The 20,758-nt window shown below is 73.7% G+C and carries 20 protein-coding genes; 10 read left to right on the top strand and 10 right to left on the bottom strand.

What is annotated here, in order from left to right; genetic code table 11:
• Positions 1-11 precede the first annotated feature (11 nt).
• Positions 12-596: a DUF4865 family protein gene (locus DBP14_RS31825; protein ID WP_129311024.1), complete on the top strand. Its 585-nt coding sequence runs from the start codon at positions 12-14 to the stop codon at positions 594-596.
• Entirely contained in the window at positions 593-1,501 is a 909-nt protein-coding gene (locus DBP14_RS31820) for a phosphotriesterase (RefSeq protein ID WP_129311022.1), read from the top strand. The genes DBP14_RS31825 and DBP14_RS31820 overlap by 4 nt, the downstream gene beginning before the upstream one ends.
• A gap of 163 nt (positions 1,502-1,664) precedes the next feature.
• On the opposite strand, the gene DBP14_RS31815 is transcribed toward DBP14_RS31820, so the two are convergent.
• Positions 1,665-2,903: an ROK family protein gene (locus DBP14_RS31815; protein ID WP_129311020.1), complete on the bottom strand. Its 1,239-nt coding sequence runs from the start codon at positions 2,901-2,903 to the stop codon at positions 1,665-1,667.
• 46 nt (positions 2,904-2,949) lie between these two features.
• Positions 2,950-3,603, bottom strand: a complete 654-nt coding sequence (locus DBP14_RS31810; protein WP_129311018.1) for an alpha-ketoglutarate-dependent dioxygenase AlkB — start codon at positions 3,601-3,603, stop codon at positions 2,950-2,952.
• Positions 3,604-3,685: 82 nt separating this feature from the next.
• On the opposite strand from DBP14_RS31810, the gene DBP14_RS31805 reads away from it, so the two are divergent.
• Entirely contained in the window at positions 3,686-4,822 is a 1,137-nt protein-coding gene (locus DBP14_RS31805; RefSeq protein ID WP_129312181.1) for a methyltransferase, read from the top strand.
• On the opposite strand, the gene DBP14_RS31800 is transcribed toward DBP14_RS31805, so the two are convergent.
• Both DBP14_RS31800 and DBP14_RS31795 read right to left on the bottom strand, forming a co-directional pair.
• The gene (locus DBP14_RS31800; RefSeq protein ID WP_129311016.1) at positions 4,809-5,666 is read right to left on the bottom strand and encodes a class II fructose-bisphosphate aldolase; all 858 of its coding nucleotides are present in this window, start codon (positions 5,664-5,666) and stop codon (positions 4,809-4,811) included. The genes DBP14_RS31805 and DBP14_RS31800 overlap by 14 nt on opposite strands.
• A gap of 22 nt (positions 5,667-5,688) precedes the next feature.
• A complete protein-coding gene (locus DBP14_RS31795) occupies positions 5,689-6,570 on the bottom strand; it encodes an SIS domain-containing protein (protein ID WP_129311014.1) in 882 nt (293 codons plus the stop codon).
• Between the two features lie 122 nt (positions 6,571-6,692).
• On the opposite strand from DBP14_RS31795, the gene DBP14_RS31785 reads away from it, so the two are divergent.
• A complete protein-coding gene (locus DBP14_RS31785) occupies positions 6,693-7,499 on the top strand; it encodes a DeoR/GlpR family DNA-binding transcription regulator (RefSeq protein WP_129311012.1) in 807 nt (268 codons plus the stop codon).
• Between the two features lie 75 nt (positions 7,500-7,574).
• Here DBP14_RS31785 and DBP14_RS31780 read toward each other — a convergent pair whose 3' ends face one another.
• Positions 7,575-7,970, bottom strand: coding sequence for a luciferase family protein (locus DBP14_RS31780; protein ID WP_164992450.1), 396 nt, complete (start codon positions 7,968-7,970; stop codon positions 7,575-7,577).
• Positions 7,971-8,195: 225 nt separating this feature from the next.
• On the opposite strand from DBP14_RS31780, the gene DBP14_RS31775 reads away from it, so the two are divergent.
• Together DBP14_RS31775 and DBP14_RS31770 are read left to right on the top strand one after the other, a co-directional pair.
• Positions 8,196-9,419 carry an MFS transporter gene (locus tag DBP14_RS31775; RefSeq protein WP_129312179.1) on the top strand — a complete coding sequence of 408 codons (1,224 nt, stop codon included), beginning with the start codon at positions 8,196-8,198 and terminating at the stop codon, positions 9,417-9,419.
• A gap of 301 nt (positions 9,420-9,720) precedes the next feature.
• The gene (locus tag DBP14_RS31770; protein ID WP_129311010.1) at positions 9,721-10,461 is read left to right on the top strand and encodes a maleylpyruvate isomerase family mycothiol-dependent enzyme; all 741 of its coding nucleotides are present in this window, start codon (positions 9,721-9,723) and stop codon (positions 10,459-10,461) included.
• Positions 10,462-10,489: 28 nt separating this feature from the next.
• Here the strand turns inward: DBP14_RS31770 and DBP14_RS31765 are convergent, their stop codons facing one another.
• The 4 genes from DBP14_RS31765 to DBP14_RS31750 are packed head-to-tail and all read right to left on the bottom strand — an operon-like array spanning position 10,490 to position 15,345.
• Positions 10,490-11,491, bottom strand: a complete 1,002-nt coding sequence (locus DBP14_RS31765; RefSeq protein ID WP_129311008.1) for a GNAT family N-acetyltransferase — start codon at positions 11,489-11,491, stop codon at positions 10,490-10,492.
• The gene (locus DBP14_RS31760; protein ID WP_164992449.1) at positions 11,488-12,864 is read right to left on the bottom strand and encodes an MFS transporter; all 1,377 of its coding nucleotides are present in this window, start codon (positions 12,862-12,864) and stop codon (positions 11,488-11,490) included. Before DBP14_RS31760 ends, DBP14_RS31765 begins: the two co-directional genes overlap by 4 nt.
• Complete coding sequence (locus tag DBP14_RS31755) at positions 12,861-14,111, bottom strand: ATP-grasp domain-containing protein (protein WP_129311004.1); 1,251 nt, start codon at positions 14,109-14,111, stop codon at positions 12,861-12,863. Before DBP14_RS31755 ends, DBP14_RS31760 begins: the two co-directional genes overlap by 4 nt.
• A gap of 1 nt (position 14,112) precedes the next feature.
• On the bottom strand, positions 14,113-15,345 hold the full coding sequence (locus DBP14_RS31750) for an ATP-grasp domain-containing protein (protein ID WP_164992448.1): 1,233 nt from the start codon (positions 15,343-15,345) through the stop codon (positions 14,113-14,115).
• Between the two features lie 291 nt (positions 15,346-15,636).
• Between DBP14_RS31750 and DBP14_RS31745 the strand changes: the two genes are divergently transcribed.
• Positions 15,637-17,070, top strand: coding sequence for a radical SAM protein (locus tag DBP14_RS31745; RefSeq protein WP_129311000.1), 1,434 nt, complete (start codon positions 15,637-15,639; stop codon positions 17,068-17,070).
• Complete coding sequence (locus DBP14_RS31740) at positions 17,067-18,155, top strand: DUF1152 domain-containing protein (RefSeq protein WP_129310998.1); 1,089 nt, start codon at positions 17,067-17,069, stop codon at positions 18,153-18,155. The genes DBP14_RS31745 and DBP14_RS31740 overlap by 4 nt, the downstream gene beginning before the upstream one ends.
• Before the next feature lie 46 nt (positions 18,156-18,201).
• Here DBP14_RS31740 and DBP14_RS31735 read toward each other — a convergent pair whose 3' ends face one another.
• On the bottom strand, positions 18,202-18,597 hold the full coding sequence (locus DBP14_RS31735; RefSeq protein WP_129310996.1) for a MarR family transcriptional regulator: 396 nt from the start codon (positions 18,595-18,597) through the stop codon (positions 18,202-18,204).
• 85 nt (positions 18,598-18,682) lie between these two features.
• Here DBP14_RS31735 and DBP14_RS31730 point away from each other — a divergent pair, with 85 nt between their 5' ends.
• Entirely contained in the window at positions 18,683-20,173 is a 1,491-nt protein-coding gene (locus DBP14_RS31730; protein WP_129310995.1) for an MFS transporter, read from the top strand.
• A 300-nt stretch (positions 20,174-20,473) separates the two neighbouring features.
• Positions 20,474-20,743, top strand: a complete 270-nt coding sequence (locus DBP14_RS31725) for a DUF6332 family protein (protein ID WP_129310993.1) — start codon at positions 20,474-20,476, stop codon at positions 20,741-20,743.
• The last annotated feature ends 15 nt before the right edge of the window (positions 20,744-20,758 follow it).

The raw sequence follows: 20,758 nt of genomic DNA, 5'->3' as shown, positions 1-20,758 counted from the left end.
AAGGCTTCCTCATGCACGCCATGCAGTACGAGTTGACCCTCCCCGCCGACTACGACATGGACATCATCCGGGGCCGGGTCGCCCGGGTCGGGCACCTGCTCGACGACTGGGACGGGCTCGGCCTCAAGACCTACCTGATGCGGGAGCGCGGCAGGCACGGCTCACCGGTGAACCAGTACACGCCGTTCTACCTGTGGAACAGCGTGGAGGGCATGAACCGCTTCCTGTGGGGCGGCGCCTTCCAGCGGCTGGTCGGCGACTTCGGACGGCCCGCGGTGCGGCAGTGGACCGGGCTCGCCCACGAGGAGGGCCGCGGCGCACCCGGCCTCACGGCGTTCGCCGTACGACGGCGGCAACCGGTGCCGGACGGCGTCGAGTTGGCCGTACTGATGGAGGAGGCCGTCGCCGAGACACGCCGGCTGGCCGGCGAGGACGGTGCGGTGCTCGCCGCGACGGCGGTGGATCCGCACCGCTGGGAACTGGTGCACTTCTCCCTCTGGGAGCACGACACTCCCAAGGCCGAGGGCGACCTCTTCCAGGTCCTGCATGTCTCCGCCCCCGGCCGGGACCGCCTGCCGCGCGGCCGCCAGTGGTGACACGCGTCCGCACGGTCCTCGGTGACGTACGACCCGGGGAGCTGGGTCTGTGCGACGCCCACGACCATCTCTTCCTCAGCAGCGCGCAGCTGCCGGGCCAGGAGCTGAACGACGCCTCGGCCGCGCGGGCCGAGCTGCACGCGTTCCGGAGGGCGGGCGGCGGTGCCGTCGTGCAGTGGACGCCGTACGGGATGGGACGACGGGCGGCGGACCTGCCCCGGCTGTCCCGGGCCGCCGGGGTGCACGTGGTCTGCGCGACGGGGCTGCACCAGGCAGGTCACTACCTGCCCGAGGTGGTGGAGGGGCTGCGCGGGCGGCTGGCCGAGGTGTTCGTCGCCGAACTGACCGAGGGCATCGGGACGTCCGGCGTTCGGGCCGGGCTGATCAAGGTGGCGGGCGGCTTCCACGGGCTCGACGCGCACGCCCGCTGGACGATGGGCGCGGCGGCCGAGGCGCACCACGCCACCGGCGCCCCGATCGCCGTCCACCTGGAGCTGGGAACCGGCGCTCTGGACGTCCTCGACCTGCTGTGCGGCGAGTTGGGGGTACCGGCGCACCGGGTGATCCTCGGTCACCTCAACCGCTCCCCCGACCTCGTCGTCCAGCGGCAGGCGGCCGAGTCGGGCTGCTGGCTGGCGTTCGACGGCCCGTCCCGGGCGAACCACGCCACCGACTGGCGCATGCCGGACGCCGTACGGGCCCTGGCCGAGGCCGGGTTCGGGGACCGGCTCCTGCTCGGCGGGGACACGGTGACCGCCGGTGCCCGCTCGGTCGACGGCGGCCCCGGAATGCCGTACCTGCTGCGCCGGGTGCGGCCCAGGCTGGCGGACGCGGTGGGCGCGGAACTCGTGGACCGGATCCTCGGGGTGCATCCGGGGCAGGCGTTCGGGGTGGACTGGGGCTGACGGGCCCGAGCCCTCTTCAGGCCGAGGCGCCGGTGCCGACGTGCGGACCAGCGCGGCCGACGCGCGGATCTGCTCGGCCGGCCTACGGATCAGCTCGGCCGACGCGCGGACCAGCTCGCCCCGTCCGCGCTCGGGGACACGCCCCCGAGTTCCACCGGTGCCCTCACCGCAGCGCTCCCAGGGGGTCGTCGAGGACCGGTTGCCAGGCCAGTTCGGCGGCGCCTACCAGGCTGTTGTGGTCCAGGGTGCAGGGGAGGATCGGGACGCCGCCGCTCTGGCCCCAGAGGCTGCGGTCGGCGACGACGGCGCGGAGCCGTTCGGGGTCGGCGTCGAGCAGGGTGCGGTGCAGGCCGCCGAGGATGATGCGGTCGGGGTTGAGGATGTTCACCAGCCCGGCCAGGCCCAGGCCCAGGCGGTCGATGAGGGCCTCGGCGGCGCGCCGGACGGCCGGGTCGGCGTACTGGGTGCGCAGCAGGTCGTTGGCCTGCTGGAGCAGGGACACCTCGGGTCCCGGCGCGCGGCCGGCCTCGATGAGCAGGGCGAGGGGATCGGCCTCGACGTCCAGGCAGCCGCGGCCGCCGCAGTGGCAGGGGCGGCTCTCGGGGTTGACGGTGAGGTGCCCGACCTCCAGGGCGAGGCCCGAACTGCCGGTGTGCAGGCGGCCGTCGAGGACCAGTGCGCCGCCGACGCCGCGGTGCCCGGTGGCCACGCACAGCAGGTCCCGGGCGCCCCGGCCGGCGCCGTGCCGGTGTTCGGCGAGCGCGGCGAGGTTGACGTCGTTGCCCGCGAACGCCGGACCGGCGATCCCGGCGGCGCGCACGCACTCGGCGAAGAGCCGACGGACCGGAGCGCCCACGGGCCAGGCCAGGTGGAGGGGGTTGAGGGCGAGACCGTCGGGTTCGGCGACGGCGGACGGCACGGCCAGTCCGGCGCCCACGCAGCGCCGGCCGGTCGTGCGCAGCAGGTCGGCGCCCGCCTCGACGACGGAGCCGAGCACCTTCGCCGGGTCGGGTTCGATCGTCTCGCAGCCGGGCGCGGTGGCGACGATCCGGCCGCCGAGACCGACGAGCGCGGCCCGGAACCCGTCGGCGTGGACCTGGGCGGCGAGCGCGACCGGACCGTCCTCGGCGACCTCCAGCCGGTGCGAGGGGCGGCCCTGCGAGCCGGCCGCGGCGCCCGGCCGGGCGTCCACGCGGATCAGCCCGAGCGCCTCGAGTTCGGCGGCGACCGCTCCGGCCGTCGCCCGGGTCACGCCGAGTTCGGCGGTGAGCACGGCCCGGGTCGGTGCCCGCCCGGTGTGCACCAGCTCCAGCGCGGGTCCGAGGGCTCCGCGCCCGCGGTCCAGCCGCCCCCTCGACGTGGTCCCTTCCCCCGCCGCCCGGGGGTCCGCCTTGCCGCTCATGGAGGCGAGTCTGTCATGATCCGCAAACCCCGGTGGCCGTGCCCGGCTACAACCCGCTCACCCGGAGGGTGATGTTCAGCCGTCCCGTGAGGCCCAGCGCGGGCGGTGCGGTGCCCGGGAGCACGCGCGGCACCCCGTGGTACGCGAGCCGGGCCGGGCCGCCGAAGACGAACAGGTCGCCGCTGCGCAGCTCCACGTCCGTGTACGGCCTCGTCCGCGTACGCGTGTTGCCGAAGCGGAACACGCAGGTGTCGCCGAGGCTCACGGACACCACGGGGGCGTCGGACTCCTCGTCGCTGTCGCGGTGCATGCCCATGCGGGCGTCGCCGTCATAGAAGTTGATCAGCGCGATGTCGTACGGCTCCGGCGGCAGCGCCTCGGGGCCGAGCGCGTCGGCGACCGCGCGGCGGCCGAGTTCGCCGAGCCAGGCCGGGAAGGGCTTGACGGGGGCGCCGTCGCCGTCCACGGCCGTGCGGGCGTAGCCGTACGGGTACCAGTGCCGGCCGAGGCAGACCTGCCGGGCGGTCATGGTGCCGCCGCCGGGTGTGCGGACCGTGCGCAGGCCGGCCGGGGGCCGCGCCCACTCCCGGCACGCGCCGAGCAGGTCGGCCTGCCGCTCCGCGCCCAGCCAGTGCGGCGCGTGCACGGCGCCGGCCGCGACCCGGGCCCGCGTCCGGGGGAACAGCTCACCGTCGTCCATGCGTCCATCGTCCCCGGCGCCGGGCCGGCCGGGCGGGGCTGAGCTGCGGCTCGGCTAGCCTGGACGCACGATGAACGACCGTATGACGACGCCCTGGGGCGAGTACGAGCTGGCCCGGTTTCCCGCGGATCCGAAGGACCAGCTGCGCGCCTGGGATGCCTCCGACGCGTATCTGCTGCGGCACCTCGCCGAGGAGGGCGTGCCGCTGTCGGGGGCGGTCGTGGTGGTCGGCGACCGCTGGGGTGCCCTGGTCACGGCGCTCGCGGCGCACCGGCCGTACCAGGTCACCGAGTCCTTCCTGAGTCAGGAGTCGACGCGGGCGAACCTGGCACGGGCCGGCGTCGAGCCCAGCGCGGTGCGGCTGCTGACCACGCAGGATCCGCCGCCGGAGCGGGTGGACGTACTGCTGGTGCGGGTCCCGAAGAGCCTGGCGCTGCTGGAGGACCAGTTGCTGCGGCTGGCGCCCGCCGTGCACGCGGGAACGGTGGTGATCGGCACCGGGATGGTGAAGGAGATCCACACCTCCACGCTCCAGCTGTTCGAGCGGATCCTCGGTCCGACCCGCACCTCCCTGGCCCGGCAGAAGGCCCGGCTGATCTTCTGCACCCCGGACCCGTCGCTGGAGCGGCCGGCGAACCCGTGGCCGTACACGTACCGTCTCCCGGAGGGGATCGGCCCGGCGTCCGGGCGTACGGTCGTGAACCACGCGGGGGTGTTCTGTGCCGACCGGCTCGACATCGGCACCCGGTTCTTCCTCCAGCACCTGCCGGCCGGCCCGGGTGCCGGCCGGGTGGTGGACCTGGGGTGCGGGAACGGCGTCGTGGGTACGGCGATGGCGCTGGCCGACCCGGGCGCCGAGGTGCTGTTCGTCGACGAGTCCTTCCAGGCGGTGGCCTCGGCGGAGGCGACGTACAAGGCGAACGGGGTGCCGGGGCACGCCGAGTTCCGGGTCGGGGACGGGCTGGCCGGCGTGGCGCCGGGCAGTGCGGACCTGGTGCTGAACAACCCGCCGTTCCACTCCCACCAGGCGACGACGGACGCGACGGCGTGGCGGATGTTCACCGGTGCGCGGCGCGCGCTGCGGCCCGGCGGCGAGTTGTGGGTGATCGGCAACCGGCACCTGGGCTACCACGTCAAGCTGAGGCGGCTGTTCGGCAACAGCGAACTGGTCGCGAGCGACCGGAAGTTCGTCGTACTGCGGGCGGTCAGGGGGCGGTAGTCAGGACGCCGATGATCCGGGTCACCTCCCGGGCCATCGCCTCGCGGCCCACGCTGAGGTACTTGCGGGAGTCGACGGCCTGGGGGTGGGCGGCGAGGAACGTGCGGATGGCGCTGGTCATGGCCACGTTGAGGGCGGTGCCGACGTTGACCTTGGCGATGCCGTCGGCGACGGCGGCGACCAGGCCGTCGTCCGGTACCCCGGAGGAGCCGTGCAGGACGAGCGGGACGCCCAGGGCGGCGGAGAGCCGCCTCAGGAGGACGTGGTCGAGGGCCGCGCTGCGGGTCGTCATGGCGTGCACGCTGCCAATGGCCACGGCCAGGGCGTCGACGCCGGTGCGGGTGACGAAGTCCCGCCCCTGGTCGGGGTCGGTGCGGGCGCCGGGCGCGTGGGCGTCGAGGGGGAGGCTGCCGTCCTTGCCGCCGACCTGCCCCAACTCGGCCTCGATCCACAGGCCTTGGCTGTGCGCCCAGTCGGTGGCCGCCCGGGTCGCGGCGAGGTTCTCGGCGTACGGGAGGCGGGCCGCGTCGTACATCACCGAGCTGAACCCGGCGCCGGGCGCCTGGCGCAGCAGGTCGTCGCTCTGCACGTGGTCGAGGTGCAGCGCGACGGGCACGTCGGCCCGTTCGGCGGCGGCGACGGCGGCGCGGGCCAGGGGCGCCAGCCGGCCGTAGCGGAACTTGACGGCGTTCTCGCTGACCTGGAGGACCACGGGGGCGCCGGCGGCCTCCGCGCCGGCGATGACGGCCTCGACGTGTTCCAGGGTGATGATGTTGAAGGCGGCGATGGCGGAGCGGGCCTCGGCGGCCCGGGTGATCAGCTCGCCGGTGGTCGCTAGGGGCACGGCTGGTTCCCTTCGGGGCGGGTCACGGGGCGAGGATCACCGAGCGGGTGAGGTGACGGGGGCGGTCCGGGTCGAGACCGCGGGCGGCGGCCACCGCGACCGCGAGCCGCTGGACGCGGACGAGTTCGGCGAGCGGGTCGAGCGTGCCCTCGACCCACAGCGCGCCGGTGTCGCGGACCTGCTGGGCGAGTCCGTCGGGTGCCTCGCCGAGCATCCAGGTCGCGGTGGACCGGGTGGTGACGCTGATCGGGCCGTGCCGGTACTCCATGGCCGGGTACGCCTCGGTCCAGGACAGCGAGGCCTCGCGCATCTTCAGGCCGGCCTCGCTGGCCAGCCCGACCGTCCAGCCGCGGCCGAGGAAGCTGAACTGCGTGCGGCCGACGAGCCCTTCGGGCAGCGGCTTCGCCAGGGCCGTACGGCAGTCGGCGACGACGGAGTCGGTGTGCAGGCCGAGGTGCGCGCGGAGCAGGGTGAGGGCGGTGGTGGCGAACCGGGTCTGCACGACGGAGCGTTCGTCGGCGAAGTCCAGCACGACGAGGTCGTCGGCGGCCGCCCGGACGGGGGTGTCCGGGTCCGCGGTGACCGCCGTGGTCCGGGTGGTGCCCCGCAACCGGGCGAGCAGGTCCAGGACTTCGGTGGTGGTGCCGGAGCGGGTGAGGGCGACGACCCGGTCGTAGCGCCGTCCGTGCGGGAACTCGGAGGCGGCGAACGCGTCGGTCTCGCCCTGGCCGGCGGTCTCGCGCAGCACGGCCGCGGACTGCGCCATGAAGTAGGACGTACCGCACCCGACGATCGCGACCCGCTCCCCCGCGGCGGGCAGCGCTCCCGCGTGGCGCGCCGTCTCCTCGGCGGCACGCGTCCAGCACTCGGGCTGGCTGTTCAGCTCGTCCTCGACGTAGGTCATCCCAGACTCTCCCCATGTTGATTATTCCTGCAAGATATAGCGAACTTTCGAGCAGAATCAAGCAAGCGGCTCCGGGGGCCTGGTGCGCTAGGGTCGCCACACAGGGAGAACGGAGGCGGCGGATGTCCCGGGACGCCCGATGGAAGGCGCTGCTGGAACTGCTCGTCGAGCGCGGCCGGCTGGACGTCGAGGAGGCGGCGGCCGGGCTGTCGGTGTCGGCGGCGACCATCCGCCGGGACCTCGACCAGCTCGCCGAGCAGCAGATGCTGGTGCGCACGCGGGGCGGCGCGGTGGCGCACGGGGTGTCGTACGAGCTGCCCCTGCGCTACAAGACGGCCCGCCGGGCCTCCGAGAAGCAGCGGATCGCCAAGGCGGTGGCGGAGCTCGTCGCGCCGGGCGAGACCGTGGGGCTGACCGGGGGCACGACCACCACAGAGGTGGCCCGCGCCCTCGCCGTGCGCGGAGATCTGGGCACCGGGGCGGCTCGCGGCGACCTCGGGACCGGTGCGCCCGCGCTGACGATCGTCACCAACGCGCTCAACATCGCCAACGAGCTGGCGGTACGCCCCCAGTTCAAGATCGTGCTCACGGGCGGGGTCGCGCGCCCGCAGTCGTACGAGCTGATCGGTCCGCTCGCGGACGGGGTGCTCGGCCAGATCACGCTCGACGTGGCGGTGCTCGGAGTCGTCGGCTTCGACGCGGCCCACGGCGCGGCGGCACACGACGAGGCGGAGGCGGCGATCAACCGGCTGCTGTGCGAACGTGCCGCGCGCGTGGTGGTCGCGGCCGACTCCAGCAAGCTGGGGCAGCGCGCGTTCGCCCGGATCTGCGCGACGGACGCCGTGGACACGCTCGTCACGGACGCGGCGGTGAGGCCGGAGACCGTGCACGCCTTCGAGGAGGCGGGCCTCCGGGTCCTCACGGTGTGAGCGGTCCTGTGCGGCGGCGCGCCACACCCCGGCGGGGTGTCACACCCCGGCGGCACGCCATACCCCGACGGGGCGTCAGAACCCGCTGTGTTCCGCCGTCACGAAGCCCGCGCCGCGCTGGTCGTTGCAGCCGGCGGCCGGTCCGCCGGCCGGGTCGGGCCAGCTCAGCCGCGCCTGGAGCGCCACGCTCATCAGGGTGAGCAGCAGATCGACGTCGCTCGCGGCGTCGAGCCGCAGCGTCACCCACTGCGACCCCGGCACGATCCGGATCGCCCCCGCGCCCCTGAGATCCTCGGCGAACCGCCGGATGGCCCGGTGCGTCAGCCGCAGATCGACATCGCGGCCGGAGTGGAAATGGACTATCTCGCCGTCGGCCGAGCGCAGCGCCTGTCCCAGGCCACAACTCGGGACGGCCTGTCGCAGGTCCGGCCAGGTCGCCAGTTGCGCGAACGCGCGCGAGGCCAACGTCATGCGCCCATCATGGACCGCTCACCCGCCCGCAACCAGCAGGTGAACAAGGATTGACCGACCTTTGCACGCGGTGGATCGCCAAGCCGCCCCACGCTGCCACGCACCGTGCGGCGGCGGTCACCGGGCGCCTACCGGGGACCCCGGTGGAACCCCCTTGCCTCACCTTCAGGCGGCACCTAGGCTCCTTTTGTGCCGCAAATAAACAAAACCCGATCGCACAGCGTCGTGCCGGGCAACGGCCTCACTCGGCTCCGGGCGGCGATCACCGCCTTCTTCGCCCTGGACGGCTTCGTCTTCGCGGGCTGGGTCGTCCGCATCCCCGACATCAAACAGCAGACGCACGCTTCCGCCGGCACGCTCGGGCTCGCCCTGCTGGGCGTCTCGGCGGGCGCCGTGCTCACCATGACGCTGACCGGACGGCTGTGCCGCCGTTACGGCAGCCATCCGGTCACCGTGGCCTGGATGACCGTCCTCGCCCTCAGCGTGGCGCTGCCCCCGCTCACCCGCTCCGCACCGGCACTCGGCGGTGTGCTGCTGCTCTTCGGAGCGGCCTACGGCGGCGTCAACGTGGCGTTCAACAGCGCCGCCGTGGATCTGATCGCCGCGCTGCGCAGGCCCGTCATGCCGAGCTTCCACGCGGCGTTCAGCCTGGGCGGCATGCTCGGCGCGGGCGTCGGCGGGCTGGTCGCGGGCGCCCTCTCCCCGGCCCGGCACCTGCTGGGCCTGACAGTCGTCGCCCTGCTGGTCACAGCCGTCGCCGGCCGCACGCTGCTACGGCAGGAGGCCCCAGCCACGCCGGACCGGCGAGCCCCGTCGAGCCGACCGGACGTGCCGGACCCGGTCGCCCGGTCGGACCGTCCGGGGGCGGGATTGGCCGGCGGCCCGGGGCGCCCCGGGGGCAGCCGGACCCGCGGCCTGGTCGTCGTCCTCGGCCTGGTCGCCCTGTGCACGGCCTACGGCGAGGGCGCCATGGCCGACTGGGGCGCCCTGCACCTCCAGCAGGACCTGGGCGCGTCCCCGGCTCTCGCGGCGGCCGGCTACTCCTGCTTCGCGCTCGCCATGACGATCGGCCGGCTGAGCGGGACGAGCCTGCTGGAACGCCTGGGCCGGACCCGGACGGTGATCGCCGGCGGCGCCACGGCGACGGCGGGCATGCTGCTCGGCTCCCTCGCTCCCTCCGTGTGGGTGGCGCTGGCGGGCTTCGCCGTCACGGGACTCGGACTCGCGAACCTGTTCCCGGTCGCCGTGGAACGGGCCGGCGTGCTGGCAGGTCCGTCCGGCGTCGCGGTCGCGTCCACGTTCGGCTACGGCGGCATGCTCCTCGGACCCCCGGCGATCGGCTTCATGGCCGACTGGCTGTCCCTCCCCGCGGCCCTCACCAGCGTCGCCGCACTGGCGGCCACGGCCGCGCTGATCGGGGCGTCGACGCGCAGGGCGCTGGCCGGCTGAGCCACGGCCGGCGCATCAGATCCGAGGCGGACGGCACGGCACGGGGTCGTGCGGCGGGGCGGCAGGCCGGTACGAGCGGCACCCTCATCTGCCGATCGCCCTCTCCGTCCCGCACGGTGGGAGACCGCGTGGCGGCACGGACGGGGCACCGAAGATGCACAACCGGCTCGCTTCACACGGGGAGTCGGGTGGCGGCAGGCCGCGCCCGGGCGGCCCGGGGCGGAAGCCACCCTCGCCGGCCGGCCACAGCCCTGCCGAAAATGATCGTCCTCTCGTCCGCTCGTCCGGCAGACTCTGCTCCATGGAGACTGCGGAGTTCCTCAAGACGCTGGACCAGGAAGGGCGGTTGCTGGGCGGAGCCGCCGAGGAGGCGGGGACCGGCGCCGAGGTCCCGACGTGCCCGGGATGGCGGGTCCGGGACCTGCTCAGGCACACGGGCGCGGTGCACCGCTGGGCCACCGAGCTCGTCGCCGAGGGGCACACGGAGCCCCGCCCGGCCGGTGACCTCCCGGACCTGGACGGCGCCGACCTGATCGGCTGGTACCGGGACGGTCACCGCCGGCTGGTCGACACGCTGGCCGCCGCACCGGCCGACCTGGACTGCTGGACCTTCCATCCGGCGCCCTGCCCCTCGCCACTGGCGTTCTGGACCCGGCGTCAGGCGCACGAGACCACCGTCCACCGGTACGACGCCGAGGCCGCGCGGGGCGGCACACCGGCCCCCGTCGCCACCGACTTCGCGGCCGACGGCATCGACGAGTTGCTGCGCGGCTTCCACGCCCGCCCCAGGAGCCGGGTCCGGACGGAGACGCCGCGCGTGCTGCGCGTCCGCGCGACCGACGCGGGTCCGAACGCGGTGTGGACCGTACGGCTGTCCGCCGAGCCGCCGGTGACCTCGCGGGACGCGTCCGAGGAGGCTGAGGCCGAACTGTCCGGACCCGCGGGCCGGTTGTACCTGGCCCTGTGGAACAGGGCGACGGTGCCCACGGTGACCGGTGACCGGGCGCTGGCCGACCTGTGGCGGGAGACCTCGCAGATCTAGCGTCCCGCCCTCACGGCTCTCGCCGCTCTCAAGCCCCTTCGACCGCCCACAGCGGGGAAATCACCGCTCCTCGAAGGGCCTTGGCCCGGAGGGACTCCATGCCGACATGGAGTGCGGTCGCGCCGTGCGCGTAGGCGTGCTCGATGGGGAGGTAGTAGACCAGGTTGAAGTACTCGTGCGCGGCGCGCAGCCGGGCGTAGTCGTAGCCGGTGGCCCGGAGCCAGACGGTGTCCGCGTGGCGGTAGAAGAGGCTGAAGGCGACCATGTGCGCGCCGGCGTGGGCGGCGAGGACGATCCCGCTGTCGGCCATGCCGTCCGCCTGGTCGCGCAGCAGCCGGGCCATGGCGTCGGGGTCGACCGCATGGCCGTGACGCGCCTGGAGTTGGGCGAGGAGCGCGCCGGCCGTGTCGGCGCACTCGGACAGTCGCAGGATGCGCAGCTCGTACCCGGCTTCGGCGAACGCGCGGCGTTCGCGGCGGACGGCGACGCGCCGCTTGGAGGGCAGGCCCGCGAGGTAGTCGTCGAACGTGGTGCCGGGCAGCGGGATGCGGGCGTCCTGGCCCACCTGGACGGGCTCGGTGCCGCACGCGTCGGCGAGTTCGGCGGCGGCCGGGTCGGTGACGTACAGCCACCAGGGCCGCGCTCCCTGGGCGGCGGCGAGCGAACCGGCCGCTGACACCAGCCGGTTCAGTGCCGCGCGCCGCCGGCACGGACTGAGACCGGGGTGCAGGAGCGGGCCGTTGAGGTAGCCGCGGCGGGCTCCCGCGAGCAGGGTCCTGGCCGGCGCGCGGCCGGCGACGAGCTCGTGCACCCGGTAGAGGTCGTTGGGCTCGGTGTCCACGACGTGCATCGGCGCCGCGGCGATCAGCCGGCCTGCCTCGCGGACGAGGGCGTAGCGGACGTGGGCGGTGGGATCCCGCTGCTGGGCGGCGAGCCACCGGTGGGAGAGGTAGAGACCGGCCGGGGTGTCCAGGGCGTCCCACTCCGCGGCGGGGACGTCTGCGATGTCGTGGACGCAGGTGAGGTTCACGGCTGGGGTTCCTCCGGGTCGGGTGGGGCGAGGGCGCGGGCGACGGGGACGGCGAGCACGCTGAGGAGGGCGAGGAGCAGCCACGGCAGGGCAGGCTGCCGGCTCAGGAGCGCGGTGAGCACGACGGGAGCGGCGGCGCCGCCGACGGACCAGGACAGCTGGAAGGCGGCCTGGTGGCGGCCGTTGCCCCGGGCGGGAGCGCGGGCGACGGAGAGTTCGTTGAGCGCGGGAGAGCTGAGGATCTCGGAGAGGGTGAACAGCAGCATCGCCGCCGCGAGGACTGCCGGCACGGCCCAGCCGGGCGCGCCCGTCCAGGCGAGGGGTGCGGCGAAGAGGCCGAAGGAGCCGACGGCGACGAGGAAACCGCCGGCGATCGCGCGGTCCGGGCCGTGCCGTGCCGAGCGTCGGGTGATGGCCGGGGTGAGGACGGCGACGGCGACCGTGTTGACGACCAGGAGGGTGCCGGGGATCCAGGCACCCGCGTGCAGGGTGCCGGTGACGTACACGGCGAGCAGGACCGGGGGGACCATCTGCGCGAGGACGAAGGCCAGGTTGGCCGCGACGAGCAGCAGGTAGCGGCCGTCCCGCGCCACTTCCTTCCAGGTCCCCTGCCGGACGGCCCCGCCGTCGTCGGCGGGGCCGGTGGTGTCCGGCGTGGCCGGGTCCCTCGCGGGCTTCCAGGTGAGGTACAGCAGCGCCGCGCACAGGAACGTCCCCGCGTTCACTGCGATGAGGGCGGACAGGCTGCCCGGTCCGAACAGGGCCAGGGCGAGCGCGGACGCGGCCGCGCCCGCGCCGATGCCGAGGTTGCGCAGGGACGAGATGAACCCGAACCACAGGCGCTCCTCGCCGGGCACGCAGGCCAGGGGGACCAGGTTGCGGGCGGCGGTCCAGTACAGGTTGATACCGGCCTGCACCACGAAGTAGGCGAGGCTGATCTGCCACGCCGGGCGCACCGCGAGGAACGCCGCGAATCCGGCGGCGCAGACGAGGTTGGCGAGCGCGACGACCTTCTTCGGGCCGAGGCGGTCGAGGAGGACTCCGCCGAGTGCCGGGGCGGGCAGCGCGAGGAGGTTCCCCACGGTGAGGGCCGCCCCGATCCGGTCGAGGGGGAGGTGGGTGGTGTGGGTGAGGTAGACGACGGTGAAGGCGAAGACGAGCCCGGTGCCGAGGCTGTCGACCGCGTGGGCGGCGACGAGGCGGCCCGCTCCGGTGAGGTCGGGCAGCCCGGCCCGCGCCCGCCGTCCCCGGCGGCCGTCCGGGAACAGGGCACGGCGCCGGTCACGGCGGCCGTCCGGGCGTACGGCTCGGCTACGGCCACGGTCCGGTGGTTCGCTGTGGCGCGCCGGACGCCTGCCGGCGGGGATGCTCACCGGGCCGCGCGGGTCAGGAGGCGGCGGATCTTGTCGAGCATGGGGGCCGGGATGAAGCCGGTCTGCGCGCACAGCTCGGTGAGTTCCTTGAGCACCCGCCGCTCGTCGCCCGGTTCCACGGTGAACGTGAGGATGCCGCCGTGGTCGTGGCCGTCGATGACCAGGTCGTGGCAGGTGACGAGGTCGACGCGGGCGCCGAGTTCGTCAAGGAGGGTGGGGCTGGGGTTCGCGGTCAGGCATTCGACGGCGAGGCGCTCGGCCGGCGCCTCGGTGCGGGTGGGCCAGGTGCCGTCGAGGATGGCGAGGAGGGCGACGAAGGTGTTGAGTCCACTGGCGGCGATGGACAGCGTGGTGGCGCCACCGATCCTGGGGTTGATCTCCAGGACGTGGTACTCGCCGTCGGCGTGGATCATGTCGACGTTGACGGACCCCTCGACGCCGAGTTCCGTGCACAGGTCCACCAGGCGCCGGGCGGTGGGCGCGAAGTCGTCGCCCTCGGCGGGGTCGACGTATCGCAGGTCCTCGAAGGTGAACGCCGGGGGGCCGCCCGCGGTGCCGGTCCGGACGAGGGGCATGACCGTGTAGTGGCCTCCGGCGCCGACGATGTCGACCGAGCAGAGCCGTCCGGTGACGCACTTCTCCAGGACGGCGTGCGCCGCCGGCCGCGCGGCCAGGTAGCGGTCGAGGGCGGCCGGATCGGGGAGGAACTCGATGCCCATGCTGGTGGAGTCCCACAGCGGCTTCGCCAGGAGGGGATGGCCGAGGTCGTGGGCCGCGAGGCGGACGGCGTCCGGGTAGGCCGGGACGGGCAGCGCCCGGCCGTTGAGGAGGTCGCTGTCGACCAGGACGCCGGGCGGGGTGAGGAGGCCGTGCGCGTTCAGGACCCGTTTGGTCTCCCATTTGTCGCACAGGACGCGCGTCGCGGCGAGGGGCGTCATGACGGTGCGGACACCGGCGGCTTCGAGCTTGGCCTTGACGACCGCGTCGCGCAGGGCGTTCTCGTCCGGCAGCGAGATGGAGACGGCGGCGTCCGCTCCCCAGGCGCGCACGCGGGCGACGAACTCGTCCGGGGTCGCGGCGGGGTCGAGCCGCTCGCTGGTCCCCGGGAACAGCCGGGGATCGCAGTCGCCGTGGGTGTGGAAGAGGCGGGCCTCGGCGCCGAGCGCCGTCAGTACGGGGGCGATGCCGTGGATGTACGGGTCGGCCCGCTTGATGTGGGCGGACCGGAGGAAGGCGATGCGCTGCATGTCAGCTCACTTCTATGCGGGTGTGGGCCAGTACGTGGGCGGCGTGGGCCTTGACCTGGGCGGGCGTGGGGGCGGTGAACACCAGGTGGCCGAGGCGGGCCGAGTTGTCGTGGGCGCCGCCGACGGTGGCGCCGGGCTCGGTGGTGATGTGCCGGCCGATCAGGCCGGCGGGCCGGCCGGGGACGGTCACGCCGCGGAAGGTGCCCGCCCGTGGCGGGGTGAGGAAGCGGATGGCGCACGCCCCTTCCCGGGGCTCGGGCATGTCCGGTTTCTCGTCGAGGACGGCCTGGAGGTAGGCCCGGGCCTCGTCGATGCCGGAGGCGTGGCGGACGACGTGCACGAGGTGGTCTCCGGGGAGGCGTGCGCCCACCTCGATGACGGTGGGACCGGCCTCGGGCGGGATCTTGAGTTCGGTGTGCGCGACGCCGTTGCGGATGCCGAGCGCCCGCAGAGCCCGTTCGGCCGCCGCCCGGACCGCGGTGAGGGTGGCGGGCGGAAGCGGCGCCGGGCAGGTGTGTCCGGTCTCGGCCCGGTAGGCGCCGTCGGTGGTGTGCTTCTCGACCACGGGGAGGTGGAAGTACTCGTCGCGCCAGACCACGGTGTCGAGGCTGAACTCGGGCCCGGGGACGTATTCCTGGACGAGGACGCGCTGGTCCAGGGCCAGGCCGTGCGGCGCGGCGACCGGCCAGGACTGGGCGTGCCGTACGGCGGCGTCGAGCTGTTCGTGTCCGGTGACTACGCTGACGCCCCAGGAGCCGCCCTGCTCGGCGGGTTTGACGACGACCGGGAACCCGATGCCGAGACGGTCGAGGGCACGGGTCACCTCAGCGGTCGTGTACCCGCTGACGGTTCTCGGCGCGGGCACCCGGCCCGTCCGGAAGGCCCGCGCCATGGCCGCCTTGTTCCGGCACGCCTGGGCCCGCAGGGGGTCGTTGCCGGGCAGGTCCAGGCGGCTTGCCAGGTGGGCGACGAGCGGTGTGAAGAACTCCCAGCAGCCGGCCACCGCGTCGATCCGCGTCGTCCCGGCGAACGCGGTCAGATCCGACAGGGCCCGGCCCGGGTCCGTGAGGTCGGTGAACACCGTGCCGTGGATCTTCTCGCGCAGGGCGGCGGGGTAGCTCTCCCAGACGTCCTCGTGGGTGGCGACGAAGACGTGCGCGCCGAGTGCGCGGGCGGCGTCCAGCAGATAGGGGCCTGAGTTTGCGAGCGCTTCGATCAGCAGGATCCTTTTCACGCCGCGCAGTAGACCGCAGCCGGCGGGCCCGGGCCATGAACGTAACAACCAGAGCGGGAGGGCGATTTCACGACAACCGTTGTAGCAACCTCCAGCCCCGGCCGGGGGCCGGATCCTAGGGGCCCGGCTTTGCGGAAGCGACCACTCCACGGGAGTTCGGACCATCCCACAGGAGGGCGCGCTCCCACCACCCCGGGGTTCGTGGAAACCGGGCCTGGATGACCGCCGCCGGTCACGGATTGACTTTCGTGCGACCCAGCCGTCGTACGTGCACGAGAGGGGCCGCTTCGCGTGACCGGCTACGCCGCACAGCTCACCGACTACATCCGACAGGGCGTCATCCCGCCGTACAACTACTCCTATCCGTCCCGTTCCGCCTACCGGCCGCTGGAGGGCCGGTGGACCGTCGAGGACCTCTGGGAGCGGGACCTGAGCCTGTATCAGGTCCCCGAGCTGAACCTGTACCTGCACGTGCCGTTCTGCCGCTACAAGTGCGGCTTCTGCAATCTGTACACCGTCATCAGCGAGGACACCGACGTCTACACGGCGTACATGGACGCGCTCTGCACGCAACTGCGCGACCACGCCGACATCATCCGCGCCCGCCGGCTGCGCACGGTCTACATCGGCGGCGGCACCCCGAGCCTGCTGTCCCTGCGCCACTTCGAGCAGTTGTTCAGCACGCTGGACGAGGTGTACCCCAACTGGCGTTCCACCGTGGAGGAAGTGGCGATCGAGGCCACCCCGGACTCGATCGTCAGCGATCCCGGCACCCTGGAGGGCCTGCTGCACCTCGGCCTGACCCGGGCCAACATCGGGATCCAGTCCCTCGTACCGAAGGAGATCCGTGAAGCCGGCCGGGGCCAGGCGGGCGAGCGGGTCATCCGCCAGGCCGTCGAGATCGTGCACGACAAGGGTCTGCCGGACCTGTCGACCGACCTCATCATGGGGTTCGCCGGCCAGACCGACGAGACGTGGCGGACGTCCGTCGACGAGCTCGCCAAGCTCGAACCGACCACGATCAGCACGTACTTCCTGACCGTCCGCCCGGACGCCTGGTTCTCCCGGACCGGCGCCTACCAGTACGCGCAGTCGCCGAACCTGTACGAGCGCTACGACTACGCCCGCCAGGTCTTCACCGACCACGGCTACGTGCAGGAGGGCTCCGTCCGCTACAAGAAGCTCGGCCGCGGCGGCTACCGGCAGAAGGTGCTCACCTTCCACGGCGTGCCGCTGCTCGGCCTCGGCGTCGGGGCCCGCTCCTACACCGGCGTCCTCGACTACATGATGGGCTCCGTCAAACCGTCCATGTCCGAAGTGGCGGAGTACATCCGCCGGGCCGGCGCCCACACCCTGCGGCCCGTCACCGGCTTCGTCCTCGACGACGAGGAGCTGATCCGCAAGCGCCTCGTCCTGGACACCTTCGACCTCGACCTCGCCGAACTGGACCGTTTCGGCTACCAGGAGAAGGCCCACCTGTGGGAGCCGATCCTGGACGCGGCCGAGGAGACCGGACTCCTGCGCCGCCTGGGCCGCCGCGTCCAGCTCACCCCGCGGGGCTTCAAGTACCGCGACATCCTGTCCTGGATGTTCTTCTCCGACACCGTCGTCCGGCTCGACCGCGCGTACTACGAGCGCCTGCACGAGCAGAACAAGCGCGCCCGGAAGCACATGGGCACGACGCTCGGCATCTCGGGCATCCGTACCGCGCGAGCGGCTTCGTGACGGAGCTGTTCATCGCGGCGGGCGGCGGCGGTGACCCGGTCGGCACCGCACTCGTCCACACAAGCACGGGCGCCGGGGCCGACGCGGTCGTCCTCACCTACGGCTGGGAGCGTCCCAGCGTGGATCCGGTTCCGGGGCCGTTCGCCGCGCACGACTTCACCGGCCTCGACCACGATGCCTTGCCGGTAGCGCTCGTCACCACCGGCACCAGGCCGGTCGCACCACGCGTCTCCACCCTGCCCCGGCTCGCGGGGCACCTGCCCACCCGCCTCGCGCTCCTCGACCCCCACGAGGGAGTCGAGGGCCTCGCCGATCAGATCGGGCGGACCGCTCGGGCACTCGGCGCCGACCGCGTCAGCGTCGTGGACGTGGGCGGCGACGTCCTCGCCCACGGCGACGAACCCACCCTCGCCAGCCCCCTGCTGGACGCGCTCGCGCTCGCGGCGTGCCGGCTGGCGGGCGTCCGAACCACCGTCCACGTCACCGGCCCCGGCCTCGACGGCGAAGTGCCCGAGGAAACCCTTCTGGCCCGCCTCCCCGGTGCGGGCAGCGGCCTCGGACCCACCCTTCCCCCGTGGGCGGCGGACGTCCTGCGCTGGCATCCGTCGGAGGCCAGCGCCCTGCTCGCCGCGGCCGCCGCCGGTCTGCGCGGCCCCTGTCTCACGAGGTCCGGCGCGCTCCCCCTCACCGATCGCAGCGGCCGGGTGTGGAGCCTGCCGCTGTCACGGGCCCTGGAGCACAACCCCCTCGCCCGGGGCCTGCTGAGCGCTCGTCCGGCCACCCTGGCGGGCGCGGAGGAGGTGAGTCTGAAGCTGTATGGATTCAACGAGGTCGCGCGCGAGCGCCGGCAGGCCGTCCGTCGGCACGTCACGCGGGATCGCATCGACCGGGGGACCTTCCTGGGGGAACTGGACGCCTGGCTCCAGGTTCAGCGGGCCGGCCACCCCGGCGCCCGGTACGTGAGCGTGCGCTGCGCCATCGAGTCCCTGGGCTACGACTGGCGCGTGACCGAGCACGTCCGCGATCTGCTGGCCCGGCACCGTCCCGGCGTCGACGCCTTCCCGCTGCTTTCCCTGGTGGACTGACGGACCGAGGGGCTGACGGACCGAGCACACGTGGGAGCTGGCCGTACTAGGTCTCCGCCAGCATCCGGGCCAGTGCCGCGCGCTGCACCGGCAGGACCCTGCCGTGCAGTGCGCGGCCTTTCTCCGTGAGGGCCACCCGCACGCCCCGGCGGTCCTCGGGGCACATCGCGCGCTCGACGAGGCCGTCCTTCTCCAGGCGGCCGACCAGCCGGGACAGCGCGCTCTGGCTGAGGTGGATCCGCTCGGAGATCTCCTGGACGCGGTAGGCGCAGCCGCCGTCGGCGGCGACGCCCTCGGAGAGGAGGTCGAGCACCTCGAAGTCGCTGGCGCACAGGCCGTGTCCGTGCAGCACCCGGTCCAGCTCGCACTGGGTGCGGGCGTGCAGCGCGAGGATGTCCCGCCACTGCTCCACGAGCGCCTGCTCGGCCCTGTTCGCCGCCATGAGCGCACCGTAGCAGAGAAAGCGCTTTGTTGCATCGTAATTAAATGCGTTTGCATTTCATGCATGCACATGTAATGTCTCCGGCATGACCTCTCCGCTCACCACTCCCACCGCGCCCTCCTCGGCGGTGCGCTGGACCCCCCGGCTCTGGGGCACGCTGCTCGTGCTCTGCGCCGCGATGTTCCTGGACGCGCTCGACGTGTCGATGGTTGGCGTCGCCCTGCCCTCCATCGGCTCCGACCTCCACTTGTCCACGTCGACGCTCCAGTGGATCGTCAGCGGCTACATCCTGGGATACGGCGGGCTGCTCCTCCTCGGCGGCCGCACCGCCGACCTGCTCGGCCGGCGCCAGGTGTTCCTGGTGGCCCTCGGCGTCTTCGCGCTCGCCTCGCTGCTGGGCGGGCTGGTCGACTCCGGTCCGCTGCTGATCGCCAGCCGCTTCATCAAGGGCCTCAGCGCGGCCTTCACGGCGCCGGCGGGCCTGTCGATCATCACGACGACGTTCCCGGAGGGCCCGCTGCGCAACCGCGCGCTCTCCATCTACACCACCTGCGCGGCCACCGGCTTCTCCATGGGCCTGGTGCTGTCCGGCCTGCTGACGGAGGCGAGTTGGCGCTTCACGATGCTGCTGCCCGCGCCCATCGCCCTCGTCGCCCTCGCCGCCGGCCTGAAGCTGCTGCCGCGCAGCGCCCGCGAGAAGAACCACGACGGGTACGACATCCCCGGCGCGATCCTCGGCACCGCCTCCATGCTGCTGCTGGTGTTCACCGTCGTCCGCGCACCCGAGGACGGCTGGGCGTCCGCCCGCACGCTGCTGTCGTTCCTCGCCGTCGCCGTCCTGCTGACCGCCTTCGTCCTCGTCGAGCGGCGTTCGCCGAGCCCGCTGGTCCGGCTCGGGGTGCTGCGTTCCGGCAGCCAGGTCCGCGCCCAGCTCGGCGCGGTGGCCTTCTTCGGGTCGTACGTCGGCTTCCAGTTCCTGACCACCCTGTACATGCAGTCCCTGCTCGGCTGGTCGGCGCTGCACACCGCGCTCGCGTTCCTGCCGGCGGGCGCGCTGGTGGCGGTGTCGTCGACGAAGGTCGGTGCGATCGTCGACCGCTTCGGCACCCCGCGTCTCATCGCCACGGGCTTCGCCCTGATGGTGCTCGGCTACGCCCTGTTCCTGCGCGTCGACCTCGACCCGGTCTACGCGGCGGTCGTCCTGCCGTCGATGCTGCTGATCGGGGCGGCCTGCGCGCTGGTCTTCCCCTCGCTCAACATCCAGGCCACCAACGGGGTCGAGGACCATGAACAGGGCATGGTCTCGGGCCTGCTCAACACCTCGGTGCAGGTCGGCGGCGCGGTCTTCCTCGCGGTGGTGACGGCCGTGGTCACCGCGGGGGCACCCGCGCACGCCACCCCGCAGGGCGTCCTGGACAGCTACCGTCCCGGCTTCATGGTCGTCACCGGCATCGCCGTGGCCGGCCTGCTGATCACCCTCACCGGCCTGCGCAGCCGCCGTACCACACCGTCGGTCGTGGTCGCCCGGTCCGCTGCGGAGGAGACGCCCGTCGAACGAGTGCCCGTCCGCGACTGACGCCAGTCGCGCGGAACTCGCGTCCGGCTAGGTCCTGTCGTCAAATTCCCGCCGTCCGCCCGGAGGGCGGGCCGCGCGCCCGCCGCGATGGGGGCACCTCCCGCGCGAGCGAAGCCGAGCGTGGGGGAGGCTGATGTCGCCGTAGGTGCGTGCTCTGGGGGTCCCCCCGGCCGGAGGCTGGGGGAGCGTGCATGGCGTCGCGGGGCTGGGGGCACCACCCGGCCGGAGGCTGGGGGGGAATGTGACGACAGGGCCTAGGGCCGGTTGCCCCGTCGGGCGCGCCCCTGTGACACTGGTCCGATGGACGAGTACGGGGGACGGCGCCGCAAGGCCGAGCAGGACGCGGCGACGGTCGAGATCGGATACGCGCTGCTCAGCGCCGGTTTCGCGGCGGCCGTGGTGTTCGGGGCCGTCGCGGGGCCGGCGCTGCTGTTCGCACTCCCGCACCTGCTGGAGGCGGTGCTGCTCCGCCTGGGACTGGCCCTCGGGGCCGTGCTGTTCGCGGCCCGGGTGGTCAGCGTGCTGGTGCGGTTCCGGCGGGCCGGTGGGCGAGCCGGGCCGGTCAGCTGACCCGGGCCACTCGGC

This window comes from Streptomyces sp. L2, from assembly GCF_004124325.1.
In the GTDB taxonomy this organism is placed as follows: Bacteria; Actinomycetota; Actinomycetes; order Streptomycetales; family Streptomycetaceae; genus Streptomyces.
Note: the sequence above shows the minus strand (reverse complement) of the source record. Positions and strands in the feature narration are given on the sequence as shown.

Bases quoted from the DNA above. Each gene is read 5' to 3' on its own strand.
- DBP14_RS31825 (WP_129311024.1), top strand. From the start codon at position 12: ATGCACGCCATGCAGTACGAGTTGACCCTCCCCGCCGACTACGACATG.
- DBP14_RS31815 (WP_129311020.1), bottom strand. From the start codon at position 2,903: ATGAGCGGCAAGGCGGACCCCCGGGCGGCGGGGGAAGGGACCACGTCG.
- DBP14_RS31810 (WP_129311018.1), bottom strand. From the start codon at position 3,603: ATGGACGACGGTGAGCTGTTCCCCCGGACGCGGGCCCGGGTCGCGGCC.
- DBP14_RS31805 (WP_129312181.1), top strand. From the start codon at position 3,686: ATGACGACGCCCTGGGGCGAGTACGAGCTGGCCCGGTTTCCCGCGGAT.
- DBP14_RS31795 (WP_129311014.1), bottom strand. From the start codon at position 6,570: ATGACCTACGTCGAGGACGAGCTGAACAGCCAGCCCGAGTGCTGGACG.
- DBP14_RS31785 (WP_129311012.1), top strand. From the start codon at position 6,693: ATGTCCCGGGACGCCCGATGGAAGGCGCTGCTGGAACTGCTCGTCGAG.
- DBP14_RS31780 (WP_164992450.1), bottom strand. From the start codon at position 7,970: ATGACGTTGGCCTCGCGCGCGTTCGCGCAACTGGCGACCTGGCCGGAC.
- DBP14_RS31770 (WP_129311010.1), top strand. From the start codon at position 9,721: ATGGAGACTGCGGAGTTCCTCAAGACGCTGGACCAGGAAGGGCGGTTG.
- DBP14_RS31755 (WP_129311004.1), bottom strand. From the start codon at position 14,111: ATGCAGCGCATCGCCTTCCTCCGGTCCGCCCACATCAAGCGGGCCGAC.
- DBP14_RS31735 (WP_129310996.1), bottom strand. From the start codon at position 18,597: ATGGCGGCGAACAGGGCCGAGCAGGCGCTCGTGGAGCAGTGGCGGGAC.
- DBP14_RS31730 (WP_129310995.1), top strand. From the start codon at position 18,683: ATGACCTCTCCGCTCACCACTCCCACCGCGCCCTCCTCGGCGGTGCGC.
- DBP14_RS31725 (WP_129310993.1), top strand. From the start codon at position 20,474: ATGGACGAGTACGGGGGACGGCGCCGCAAGGCCGAGCAGGACGCGGCG.